Origin of the sequence: Agreia sp. Leaf244 (assembly GCF_001422695.1) — a bacterium.
Lineage (GTDB): Bacteria > Actinomycetota > Actinomycetes > Actinomycetales > Microbacteriaceae > Agreia.
Genome location: NZ_LMLX01000001.1, coordinates 728,676 through 741,165, shown reverse-complemented (window position 1 = coordinate 741,165; position 12,490 = coordinate 728,676). Strand labels below are relative to the sequence as shown.

The window sequence follows — 12,490 nt, the reverse complement described above, 5'->3', positions numbered from 1 at the left end:
TCCGGATGGGCAAGCAGGCGACCGAGATGCTCAAGGGTGCGCTCGAGGGAATCGTGCTCGGCATCCTCAGCGATCGGGCGGCGTACGGCTACGAGATCACGGCCTGGCTGCGCGATCAGGGTTTCGCCGACATCGCCGAGGGCACCATCTATGCCCTGCTCCTGCGCATCGAGCAGCGCGGCTACGTCGACGTCGTGAAGGAGCCGTCGGAGAAGGGGCCGCCGCGCAAGGTCTACACGCTGAACTCCGCCGGCGCCCGCACCCTCGACGAGTTCTGGGGCAACTGGAGCTTCCTGGCCGAGCGCATCGAGCAGCTTCGCACCCGTGTCGACGCTCCACCGACAGACACCATACGAACACCGACACCACGAATCGAAGGAGAACACTCATGACCGCCGCCTGGATCGAACAGATCACCGGATCGTTCGAAGACAAGAAGCGCTGGCGCGAGTACAAGGCGCGCAAGAAGCAGCTGCCTGCCAGCTACCGCACCGCGATCGACGGGCTCGAGCGCTACCTCACCTATGCCGGCGCGGTCAGCAAGGGAGACGTGCTCGTGCAGATGTTCGACGACCTCGCCGACCTCGTCGAGCGCGCGGCCACGGACTCGACGCCGATCCGCGAGATCGTCGGCGACGATCCTGTGGAATTCGCCGAGGAGTTCATCAGGAATTACAGCGACGGGCAGTGGATCAGCAAGGAACGCGCCCGGCTTGTCGAATCGATCGATCGTGCCGTCGCCGACCAGGCCTGACGCGGGGCCCGCCATCCGGGTGCGCGGGCTCGCCAAGTCGTTCGGCGACCTCGCCGTGCTCCGCGGCGTCGACCTCGATGTCGATCGGGGCAGTGTCTTCGCGCTTCTCGGTTCGAACGGTGCAGGCAAGACCACTCTCGTGCGCATCCTCTCGACGCTGCTGACATCGGATGCGGGCTCGTCGATCGTGAACGGGTTCGACGTGGCCGTCGAGCCGGGGCGAGTGCGCGAGTCGATCAGTCTCACGGGGCAGTTCGCCGCCGTCGACGAGGTGTTGTCGGGGCGGGAGAATCTCATGCTCATCGCGCGCCTCCGCCACCTTCCGAAGGCGGGCGCAATCGCCGAAGAGCTGCTCGGCCGCTTCTCACTCACCGACGCGGCAGATCGTCGCGCCGCGACGTATTCGGGTGGAATGAGGCGACGTCTCGACATCGCGATGAGCCTCATCGGCTCGCCTGCGGTGATCTTTCTCGACGAGCCGACCACGGGGCTCGACCCCGAGGCCCGCGCCGAGGTCTGGCAGACGATCAGATCGCTCGCCGACTCGGGGACGACCGTGATGCTGACGACTCAGTACCTCGAGGAGGCCGAGCAGCTCGCAGACCGGATCGCCATCCTGCACGAGGGAACGATCATTCGCAGTGGCACCCTCGATGAACTCCTCAGCCTTCTCCCCGCAGCGCGGGTGGAGTACGTGGAGAAACGACCGTCTCTCGAGGAGGTCTTCCTCGCGCTCGTCGGTTCGGGCGCTCCAGATGCTTCACGTCGAAAGGATCAGTCATGACAACTCACGTGATCGGCGACACCGCCGTTCTGACAGCGCGGTCGCTGCGGCACATTCTGCGCAGCCCCGACACGATCGTGACCACCGCCGTCACCCCGATCGCCCTGATGCTGCTCTTCGTCTTCGTGCTGGGCGGTGCGATCGACACGGGCGGCGACGTGCCGTACGTCGAGTACCTGCTCCCGGGCATCCTGCTCATCACCATCGCGTCGGGAATCGCCTATACGGCCTATCGCCTGTTCCTCGACATGCAGAGCGGCATCGTCGATCGACTGAGGTCGATGCCGATCGCGAGGTCGAGCGTTCTGTGGGCGCACGTGCTCACCTCGATGGCCGCCAATCTGATCTCGGTGGTCGTCGTCACGGGTGTGGCGTTGCTGCTCGGCTTTCGGTCGGGTGCATCGGTGCTCGCGTGGCTCGCCGTCGCCGACCTGGTGGTGCTGTTCACCCTCGCCCTGACCTGGATCGCCGTGATCGCGGGCCTCTCGGCGAAGTCGATCGACGGGGCGAGCGCGTTCAGCTACCCGCTGATCTTCCTTCCATTCATCAGCTCGGCCTTCGTTCCCACCGACTCGATGCCGGGGCCGGTCGCCTGGTTCGCAGAGAACCAGCCCGTGACATCGATCGTCGACACGATCCGGGTCCTGCTCGCAGGGCAGCCCGTGGGCGGCGAGATCTGGATCGCGCTGGCGTGGCTCGGCGGCATACTCGTCGTCGCATACCTGGCGGCGCTCGCGATCTACCGTCGCCGGCTGAGTTGAGCTGAGCTGAGCTGAGGGTGGGGCCGAGGGGGAGTGGCGAGCCCGAGCCGACAGGCGGGGCCGACAGCCCGGGCCGACAGGCGGGTGGCGGTGGTTCGGCAGCGAGAGACCGTGGTTCACCATGGCCCCGCCGTTCGTCGCCTGCCCGCCGGCCGCGGTGTGCGTCGCGGGTCGACCCACGAGGGCGGTGTGATGTGCGGCGAGCCGTGGATCATGGTGAGCCGCCACGCGGAACGGTGAATAACCGAGTGGTGGAACGCGCAGAGCAGCGCCATGTTGTCGACGTCGGTGGCGCCGGGTTCGAAAATCGTGCTGACCCAGGGAATCACGTGGTGCGCCTGACAGCGCGAGGGCGGGTCGTGACACCCGGGAAAGACGCAGCCGCCGTCGCGAGCGGCCAATGCTCTTCGTTGTTTTCGGGTTGCCACACGGTGGGTCTTGCCGTGGCTGAGTATTTCGCCGTGGGTGCCGAAAATGCTGACGATCGTGTCGCCTGTGCACTGGAGCATCGCCACCGTACTCACCGGGATCGGTTCGGAGCTGCCATCGATCCAGCCCACGCCCCGACCCGCTTCGAGGTCGATCGCCGCGACCTGCACGTTGACTGTGGGCGCGGCTCCGTTCAGCAGTGATGCCGACGGCGACCCGGCTGCCTGCTCGATCAGCGTCATCAGGGCGTCGAGGAGTTTCTGCTCGTACGTGCGCTCGTCGAGCGAGGCCGACGAGACAGCGTGGCCGGGCCGTCTGGCCTGGAAGGGGCGGTCGTCTGGGGTGCCGGCAGGGTGGGCCTCACCGGATGATGTCGGCTCGTTGTCGGGGCCCGAGTCGGACGGCGCAGGGTCGGCCGTCGCAGAATCGGCCGTGCGAGGGCTCAGAATGGGGTCGATCGCTGCCAGGAGGACGCCGAGCTGCAGCGGTGGCAGTGCTTCGCGGCCGCGGGCCATGCCGTCGGAGCCGATCCTCGGGTAGCTGAACCCGCGCAGGTGCTGCTTGGCAGCGTCGCGGGGTTCGGCGCCATCGGGGTCGAGATGCTCGCGGATGCGTATGGCCAGCCGGGCGATCTCTTCGACCTGTAGAGCCGCGGGGCCGTGCCCGAGCGGCCGCCCGCGGTGTCGCCATCCGGATCGGTTTCGGTCGTGCCCCCGGGGGCACCGGTCGGCGGCATGGAGGCCGTGGCGACGCCCATGAGGTGCCGCTCGGCTTCGTCGAGAGCGGAGGTGAAGGTGGTTCGCGATGCGATGTCGGTGAGCGCGCGGCAGATGACGGTCGCCGTGTCTGCTCCGATCTGACCGGCGAAGAACGCCTTCTAAACGGCGGGGAATCTGCTGGGGCACGGAAGGCCGGTGTTCGAGAGGTGCGAGCCGATCTCTCGACCGAGCTGCACTTGTGAGGCCGCCGTTCGTTCAGAGACGTCCCAGGTGGCGGCCGACTCGAGCAGAGCGTCTGCCGATGAGCGGCCCCGGTCTGCCTCGAAGAGCTCGCGAAGGCGTTCGGCGATGTCGCCGAGGGTCGCGTTCTCGAGGTGCATGCAGGAATTCAAACACGAGCCACCGACACTGAGTCCGGGTGTCCCTTTCACGGCTTGATCAGGGAATGTACCTGTGGAAAAGAGTTGCGAATCAAATCCTGTGGAGGAGATGCTCTGCATGTCGGATGAGGAAAATTCGTGAATTCGCGTCATGAACTTACGGCTCGGTTCTCTCTTCCAATAGGAGCATTGAGGCCACTTTCGAGGCTCGCCGTCGGCCTTCCCCTGTTTTGATCGCTCTGAATTCATTAATTCACATCTACCTAATTACACATTTCAGAAATTTTTCTCACATATGAGTCGATCTGGCTCTATGGTGAGAATCGCACGGAGAAAGAGTGGGGACTCTCTCAGGTAAAAAACCCAAGGAGACCCACATGCCCTCACGGCCTGCACCGACCCGACCACTTCGAACCTTGCTCGGCTTCGTCGCCATCACCGTCCTCGCCGTGAGCGGCGTCGCGGTCGCGGCTCCCGCCTCCGCGGCGGGTGAGACGCTGAACGTGACACTCTCTCAGAAGACGGGCACCGGCCCCTTCGATGCAGACGATGCGGCGGGTCACGATTCGTCAGACAGCAACGACGTCGTCCGCACGAACGACACCGTCACCTACGCGGTGGGAATCCGATACGAGGGCGGCGACCAGACCGCGCCCCATCTGACCTTCACCCTGCCGCAGGGCGAGGGGCTTGTGTCGCTGCCGCCGTTCTGCCTCCCGGGCTCCACGTTGACGCCGGCGACACTGCCCGATCCGGTGGTGCCGACGACGGCCACATCGTGGACGTCGCTGCCGGCGCAGGCGATCGACTGCCTGGTGGCTCCGCAGAGCCAGGGCACCTCGCTGAACTACGACTTCCTGTCGAAGGTGCGGCCCGAGGTGCCGAACGGCACGGTCCTCGGGCCGGTCTCCGTATCGGCAACCACCGACCAGGTGACCACTCCCGCGACATCGGAGAACGTGCAGCACACCGTCTCGGCGGCCGCGCAGTTCGACGTGTCCAAGCGCCTCACAAGCACCAGCGACACCAGCGGGCCGTTCTACCAGTACTCCGCCGCCTGCTCCTTCGACAGCACACGCGCCTGTTTCGAGATGGACTTTCCGCTGACCATCAACGCACCCTCGGGTGGAAAGGGCATCACGCCGCTGGCGTCGCCGATCATTGTGACCGAAGATCTGAGCCCTGACGCATTCTTCGGCGCGGGCACCACGGCATCCGCAGCCTGGACGGCCGCTGGCGCTGGTGCGCTCGACAAGTACGCGCCCCGTCTGTCGTTCTGCAACGGCGGTATCGCCAACCTGCACGCCGCACTGCCCAATCCGAGTGGGGGAAGCGCGACCAACACCGACTCGGTGCGCAACAGCGGGTCCATCACCTGCGCGCAGACGTCGCTCGGCACGCCGGTCGACATCGTGATCACCGACGCCGACACCACAGCCTTCACGGTTCCCTCGTTGTCGCAAGACGGTCTCGCCCTTCCTGCGGATGCGGGGCTCGTCGTCTCGACCACGGTCCGCATCGAACTGCCTATCGAGGCCATCACTGATCTCGGTACCTCCGTCGACGGCGTCTCGAACCTCGACTGGCGCAACACGTACACCAATGTGGTCGCCACCGACATCGCGGGCAACCCGAACGAGGGAGAAGACCCGTCGAACAACACGCGGGCGGGCAATACCAATGTGCGCTCCACGGGCTCGTTCGACAAGGTGTTCTCCGGCGTCACAGGTGATCCGGGCAATACCCTCACGACGAATGAGGGCGCAGTACCCACCGGTTACACCGCCTACCAGTTCGAAGGCCCTCCTGGATCATCGTTCGCTCACGATGGAAACACCGTCGTGCTGCCGGGCCAGACCGTTCTCAGCAATCTGTATTCTCTCCAGAACATCCCGGTCGGCACGGGGACCCAGTTCTCAACGAGCAAGATCGTCTGCGATGTCTGGGACGACACCAAGCTCGGTATGCCGTCGACCTTCGACTTCCCCGATGCGGGCGGCTCGACCGTAGTCCGCCTTCCTTCGGGTGGTTCACCGGTGTGGATCTCCGGCTTCCACTTCACCAGTCCCGCCTACGACGCCGACATCTCGCAGCTCGCGAACCTGAGCATCCAGTACAGCTCGACGCCGACGCCCGGAAGCGGTGCGGACAGCGACTGCTCGACCGGAACGTGGTACGACTCCGCGGCCGCGGTACCCGGTGCCACCGTGGTAGACGGTCTCTGGCAGGGGGTGAATCGTGTGCGGGTCAGCTTCAGTACCCGGTCGGCCAGCGACCAGGAGTTCGGGGTCAACGCCTCGATCGCTCTGACGGTGCTCGACACGGCCGGGCCGCAGGGCACGATCCTGCCGAACTGGGCCAGCACCATCGAGTCCCAGGGTGTCATCGACCGCGACGCCGTGCTCGCCGACCCCGACGCCACGAAGCAGCTCTCGAGTTACGATCCTGCGACGAATGAGGGAGGCAAGGGTGACCGCCTCATCGTCGGCCAGGCCGTCGCTCGCATCAAGAAGTTCGTCAAGAACTCCGACACAGGTGACTACACCGACACAGCGGTGCCGCAGTACACCGCGGGATCGAACATCGACTACCGGCTGAACCCCAGCCTCACCGCGTCGTCGGCCGCGGACGGCTCATTCGGCGATGTCGTGGTCGAGGACTGCTTGCCCCAATATCAGTCCTTCGTCTCGTCCTCTCGTGAGTCCGGCGCTCCGATCACGCCCGTGGTGACGCAGCTCGGCTCCCCGGCAGGCGCAGGTATCACCTGTGCGGCGAATGAGACCTACGTCAAGTGGGATCTGGGGCAGAACGAGATCAACGCAGCGATCGACCCGATCCTCTACACCGTCGAGGTTCTGGCCACGGTGCGCAACGGCCTGTACACGAACACCACCCTCGTCACCTCCGCTGGTGACCCGTCGCCGGCCTCCGCCCGCACCGACACCGCCCAGGTGCAGATCGTCGTTCCTACGGGAATCAAGATCGCCAAGTCGGTCGACAAGCCTGTCGTCGACGTCACGCCCGACGGAGCCACCACACCCCGAGGCTTCACCTGGACGATCGACTTCGCCAACATCGACTCGCCTCAGAACGTGTCGGATGCCGACGTGATCGACGTTCTTCCGGCCAACGGAATCGGCGGGACGCACTTCACGGGTTCCCTCGAACTCGTCTCCGTCACCCCGGCAGGTGCCACCACCGGCGTCGCCACCCTCTACACCGCGGATCCCTCGGCCGACCTTCAGGTCGACCCGTCCGATCCGAGTAACGGAGCGACCGGCAGTACGGTCTGGTGTGATGCGGCTACAGGCGGCGCAGTCGTCTCCGGCTCCGGCTCGGCCGCCGACTGCCCGACCTCGCTGGCCGACGTCACCGGGCTCCGGTTCCTCCGGGCGGGCGAGTTCACGCCGACCGACGCGTTCACGATCGCCATCGCCATGGCTCCGTCGGGAAACAGCGCCGCCGATGTCTACGAGAACCGCACCTCCGGACGCGTCGTCGGTGTATCGCAGCCCGTCGGACCAGCTGTGCGAGACGTCACGGTCGTGTCCTCCTCTATCGGTGACTACGTCTGGAACGACGTCAACGGAAACGGCATTCAGGATGCGGGCGAGCCCGGCATCGCAGGCTTCCCTGTGACGCTGACCGGCACCGATGTCGACGGCAATCCGATCACCGCGTCGACGACCACGGATGCGGCGGGCAACTACCTGTTCACCGATCTGCCGTCGGGCACCTACACGGTGACGTTCGACCCCGCTGGGCTGGGCAGTACCTATGCCTTCACCCAATACAAGCAGGGTGCGGATGGCGAGCTGGATTCGGATGCCGATGTGACGACCGGTGAAGCAGCCGCAGTGACCCTCGGGCAGGACGAGCAGCGCCTCGACGTGGACGCCGGCCTCACAAGGCTCCAGACGGCCTCGATCATTCTGACCAAGGTCGTCGTCGACCCCGACACGAGTGACGAAGCGGGCGACGCAACGTCGTTCCCCGTGACCATCACCTGCACCGTTCCGGAGAACCCGACGCCCATCGTGATCGACACGACGGTCGCGGCCGATCGAACTCCGACCGAGGTGACGGGCCTTCCCGTCGGTGCGACCTGTGTCATCGCCGAGACCGACACCGACGGCGCAGTCGTCACCTACTCGGTCGAGAACGGCACGATCACGACCATCGGCGAACCCGTCGACGTGACGATCACGAACACCTTCCCCGGAACATCCGTGGCCAAGCAGGTCGTGGGTGCACCGGTGAAGAATGCCGACGGCAGCTACGCGATCACTTACGACGTGACGGTGTCGAACACGGGCAAGGTGGACACCGTCTACACGGTCGAGGATGAACTGCACTACGGCGCCGGCATCGTCGTCGACACTGCGGAGATCACCGACTCACCCGACGGTGTCGACGTGAACGACAGCTGGAACGGCGTCACCGACCTGGTGATCGCCGAAGACGTCGATATCCCCGTCGATGGAGTGCACGTCTACCGGGTCGTCGTCACGGCGACGGTTCCGACCACCGTCACCACGGGAGCACGCAACTGCGAGGTCGGCACGGGCGAGACGGGCACAGGGTTCCTGAACTCCGCGACCGTCGTGACCGATCGCGGTGAGACCACCGCCTCGGACTGCGCCCCGGCGCCGGAGGAGCCCGTCGTTCCGGTTGCGAAGCCGGGAACCGGAAGCCTGCCCAACACTGGAGCGAACGTGACCATCGGGCTCGCGGCGCTGCTCGGGCTGATGCTCGCCGGCGGAGTCGCGCTCGTCATCTCGCGGCGTCGACGGGTCGACTGACGACTGACCCATCGCGCGCTTCTCACCCCCGACCGCGTGGGGTAGAGGACTGAGCCCGGCGGGCGCATCCAGAATCTTCAGCCACAAAGATGATGGATGCGCCACGCCGGGCTCAGTCGGTTCGGGGAGCCGGCGGCTCGCGTCGGCAGGGAGTGCCGGTCAGAGTGCCGGTCAGGCCGCCCGATCGGGCCGACGCGAGCGAGGCTCGTATCGGGTCGGGACGAACGCCCGCGCAACCAGCGCGCGCAGGCTCTCGAGCGATCCGGTCACGAGGCCCTGGGCGCGGGCCTGGATGAGCACGTTGCCGATGGCGGTCGCCTCCACGGGCCCGGCGAGAACCGTGCGGCCCGTGCGGTCGGCCGTGAGCTGGCACAGCAGGGTGTTCAGCGATCCGCCGCCCACGATGTGGATGGTGCTGATCGTGCGCCCCGACAACTCGGCGAGCAGATCGATCTTCGTCGCGTATGCGTGCGCGAGGCTCTCGATGATCGACCGCACGAATTCGCTCATGGTGCGCGGCGCATCCACGTCGTTCTCGACGCACCAGTCGACGATGCGCGACGGCAGGTCGCCCGGCGCGAGGAAGCGAGGGTCGTCGGCGTCGAAGACGGCGACCGGCGTCGTGACCTGGGAGGCCTCGGCGATGAGCGTCGGCAGGTCGATCTTTGTGCCGCCCGCCTTCTCCCACGTGCGCACCGATTCGCTCAGCAGCCAGAGGCCCATCACGTTGTTCAGGTAGCGCACGCGCCCGTCGACGCCGCCCTCGTTCGTGAAGTTCGCCAGGCGGCTCGCCTCGCTCACGACGGCGCTCGGCAGTTCGACGCCGACGAGCGACCACGTGCCGCTCGAGATGTACGCGAAATCGTCGCCGGTCGCGGGCACGGCGACCACAGCGGATGCCGTGTCGTGCGACCCGACGGCGGTCACCCGCAGAGACTGTGCCGCCCGGCGCGAGAGCCCGATCTCGGATGCGACGGTCGGCAACAGGGTTCCGATGGGCGTGCCCGCCTCGACCAGCTCGGGGAACAGTCCGCGGGGCAGGCCGAGGCGCGTGATGAGTTCGTCGTCCCACTCGCGGGTGTGCACGTTGAGCAGTCCGGTCGTCGAGGCGTTCGTCTTCTCGGCGCGGGCGACGCCCGTGAGCCAGAAGTTGATGAGATCGGGGATGAGCAGCGCGGTGTCGGCTGAATCGAGCGAGCCCGCGATGCGGTCTGCGGCGAACTGGTAGAGCGTGTTGAACGGCAAAAACTGCAGGCCGTTCGACGAGTACAGCCCTGCGGGCGACGCGATGCGGTTCGTGGCCTCGACGCCGGCGGCGGTGCGCTCGTCGCGGTAGTGGTACGGGTTGCCGAGCATGCGGGTGCCCCGCATGAGCGCGTAGTCGACCGCCCAGGAGTCGACGGCGATGCTCTCGACCGACGGCTCTTCGCGCACGGCGGCGCCGAGGCCCGAGACGACGTTGCGGTAGAGCTCGAGGATGTTCCAGTGCAGTCCGTCGATCGTCGAGACCGGGTTGTTCGGAAACCGCGCCACGGGGCGCAGGCTGAGCTCGTTGTGCGAGACGTGGCCCAGCATGACCCGACCGCTGGTGGCTCCGAGGTCGACGGCGGCGACGGCGGCGGTCATGCGGCGCTCCCCGTTCCCTGAGCTTGTCGAAGGGCTGTTCCCGTCGCCGTTCCTATCGCCGTTCCCTGAGCTTGTCGAAGGGAGACCACGCTGCGGCGAATCCCTTCGACAGGCTCAGGGAGCGACGAGGACATCATGCTGAGCATCATCGCAGGAAGGCCGCCGCGACGCCCGCGTCGACAGGAATGTGCAGGCCCGTGGTGTGCGTGAGGTCTTCGCCCGTGAGCACGGCGACCGCGTTGGCCACGTTCTCCGGGAGCACCTCGCGGCCCAGGATGGTGCGCTTCGCGTAGTACGCGCCCAGCTCCTCCTCGGGAACGCCGTAGACGGCGGCGCGCTTGGCACCCCATCCGCCCGAGAAGATGCCCGAGCCGCGCACGACGCCGTCGGGGTTGATGCCGTTGACCTTCACGCCGTGCTCGCCGAGCTCCACGGCCAGCAGCCGCACCTGGTGCGCCTGGTCGGCCTTCGTCGCCGAGTACGCGATGTTGTTCGGGCCGGCGAACACCGAGTTCTTCGAAGAGATGTAGATGATGTCGCCGCCCATCTTCTGTTCGATGAGTACCTTCGCGGCCGCCTTCGACACGAGGAACGAGCCCTTGGCCATGACGTTGTGCTGCAGGTCCCAGTCGCCCTCGGTGGTGTCGAGCAGCGGCTTCGACAGCGAGAGTCCGGCGTTGTTCACGACGAGGTCGAGGCCGCCGAACGCCAGCACCGCGGCGTCGATCGCGGCCTGGATCTCGTCTGCGCTGGTCACGTTCGCCTGCACGCCGATGGCGACGTCGGTCGATCCGAGCTGCGCGGCGGCATCCTGAGCCTTCTCGAGGTCGAGGTCTGCGATCACGACGCACGCGCCGTCTTTCGCGAGGCGGGTCGCGATGGCTTTGCCGATTCCGGATGCCGCACCCGTGACGAGCGCGACGCGTGTTGCGTGCGACTTCGGCTTGGGCAGCCGCTGCAGTTTGGCCTCCTCGAGGGCCCAGTACTCGATCGCGAACTTCTCGCTCTCTTCGATGGGGGCATAGGTCGAGAGCGACTCGGCGCCGCGCATCACGTTGATGGCGTTGATGTAGAACTCGCCAGCCACGCGAGCGGTCTGCTTGTTCGCGCCGTAGCTGAACATGCCCACGCCGGGAACGAGAACGATCGCCGGGTCGGCGCCGCGGATCGCGGGGGAGTCGGCCGTGGCGTGCCGGTCGTAGTAGGCCTGGTAGTCGGCCCGGTACTCGGCGTGAAGCTCGACGAGGCGCGCGATCGACTCCTCGATGGATGCGTCGGCCGGCAGGTCGAGGATCAGCGGCTTGACCTTGGTGCGCAGAAAGTGGTCGGGGCAGCTCGTGCCGAGCTCTGCGAGGCGCGGTGCCTCGCTGGAGGCGAGGAAGTCGAGCACGACGTCGGCGTCGGTGAAGCTGCCGACCTTGGGGGCGTCGGCCGAAGCGAGGCCGCGGATCGTGGCCCCGAGGGCGGCGGCCTTCGCTCGCCGCTCCGCCTTCTCGAGCGCACCGAAGCCGTCGCGGGCAGGGCCGAAGGGCTTCGCCTTTCCGTGCTCGGCGATGTAGGCGGCGGCGGTGTCGATGATCCAGAGGCTGTTCGCCTCGGTCTCGTCGCTCGTGTCGCCCCACGCGGTGATGCCGTGGCCGCCCAGGATGCAGCCGATCGCATCCGGATTCTGACGTTTGATCTCGGCGATGTCGAGGCCGAGCTGGAAGCCGGGGCGGCGCCACGGAACCCAGACGACCTTGTCGCCGAAGATCTTCGCGGTGAGTTCCTCGCCGTCGGCGGCGGTCGCGATGGCGATGCCGGAGTCGGGGTGCAGGTGGTCGACGTGCGCTGCGTCGACGAGACCGTGCATGGCCGTGTCGATGGAGGGGGCCGCGCCGCCCTTGCCGAACAGGGTGTAGTCGAAGGCGGCGACCATCTCGTCTTCGCGCTCGACGCCGGGGTAGACGTTCACGAGCGACCGCAGGCGGTCGACGCGCAGAACGGCGAGGCCGGACTCGGTGAGCGTGCCGAGGTCTCCGCCCGAGCCCTTGACCCACATGAGCTCGACCTGCTCGCCGGTGACCGGGTCGGTGGTGGTGCCTTTCGCGGAGGTGTTTCCGCCCGCGTAGTTCGTGTTCTTCGGGTCCTGTCCGAGTCGGTTGGAGCGGGCGATCAGCTCGGCTGCGGCGACGGGGGTCTCGGGGGAAGTCATGGGCGCTCCAATGCACGGGGTTTGTTGCGTTTTGTTAGATG

9 protein-coding genes are annotated in these 12,490 nt (G+C 66.7%); 5 read left to right on the top strand and 4 right to left on the bottom strand.

Going from position 1 to position 12,490, the window contains the following annotated elements; all coding sequences use genetic code 11:
* Positions 1 to 5: 5 nt before the first annotated feature.
* The 4 genes from ASF06_RS03345 to ASF06_RS03330 are packed head-to-tail and all read left to right on the top strand — an operon-like array spanning position 6 to position 2,299.
* A complete protein-coding gene (locus tag ASF06_RS03345; RefSeq protein WP_055943280.1) occupies positions 6 to 392 on the top strand; it encodes a PadR family transcriptional regulator in 387 nt (128 codons plus the stop codon).
* Positions 389 to 754 carry a DUF1048 domain-containing protein gene (locus tag ASF06_RS19960; RefSeq protein ID WP_055925098.1) on the top strand — a complete coding sequence of 122 codons (366 nt, stop codon included), beginning with the start codon at positions 389 to 391 and terminating at the stop codon, positions 752 to 754. The genes ASF06_RS03345 and ASF06_RS19960 overlap by 4 nt, the downstream gene beginning before the upstream one ends.
* Positions 714 to 1,538 (top strand): ABC transporter ATP-binding protein, encoded by an 825-nt coding sequence (locus ASF06_RS03335; RefSeq protein WP_326940830.1) that lies wholly within the window; start codon positions 714 to 716, stop codon positions 1,536 to 1,538. Before ASF06_RS19960 ends, ASF06_RS03335 begins: the two co-directional genes overlap by 41 nt.
* Positions 1,535 to 2,299, top strand: a complete 765-nt coding sequence (locus ASF06_RS03330; RefSeq protein WP_055943275.1) for an ABC transporter permease — start codon at positions 1,535 to 1,537, stop codon at positions 2,297 to 2,299. The genes ASF06_RS03335 and ASF06_RS03330 overlap by 4 nt, the downstream gene beginning before the upstream one ends.
* Before the next feature lie 116 nt (positions 2,300 to 2,415).
* On the opposite strand, the gene ASF06_RS03325 is transcribed toward ASF06_RS03330, so the two are convergent.
* A complete protein-coding gene (locus ASF06_RS03325) occupies positions 2,416 to 3,633 on the bottom strand; it encodes an HNH endonuclease signature motif containing protein (RefSeq protein WP_082500671.1) in 1,218 nt (405 codons plus the stop codon).
* Positions 3,606 to 3,827: a hypothetical protein gene (locus tag ASF06_RS03315; protein ID WP_055943267.1), complete on the bottom strand. Its 222-nt coding sequence runs from the start codon at positions 3,825 to 3,827 to the stop codon at positions 3,606 to 3,608. Before ASF06_RS03315 ends, ASF06_RS03325 begins: the two co-directional genes overlap by 28 nt.
* 377 nt (positions 3,828 to 4,204) lie before the next feature.
* Between ASF06_RS03315 and ASF06_RS19790 the strand changes: the two genes are divergently transcribed.
* The gene (locus tag ASF06_RS19790) at positions 4,205 to 8,629 is read left to right on the top strand and encodes an SdrD B-like domain-containing protein (RefSeq protein ID WP_082500718.1); all 4,425 of its coding nucleotides are present in this window, start codon (positions 4,205 to 4,207) and stop codon (positions 8,627 to 8,629) included.
* A gap of 171 nt (positions 8,630 to 8,800) precedes the next feature.
* On the opposite strand, the gene ASF06_RS03305 is transcribed toward ASF06_RS19790, so the two are convergent.
* Entirely contained in the window at positions 8,801 to 10,255 is a 1,455-nt protein-coding gene (locus ASF06_RS03305; protein ID WP_055943261.1) for a rhamnulokinase, read from the bottom strand.
* 145 nt (positions 10,256 to 10,400) lie between these two features.
* Complete coding sequence (locus ASF06_RS03300; protein ID WP_055943258.1) at positions 10,401 to 12,449, bottom strand: bifunctional rhamnulose-1-phosphate aldolase/short-chain dehydrogenase; 2,049 nt, start codon at positions 12,447 to 12,449, stop codon at positions 10,401 to 10,403.
* Between the last annotated feature and the right edge of the window lie 41 nt (positions 12,450 to 12,490).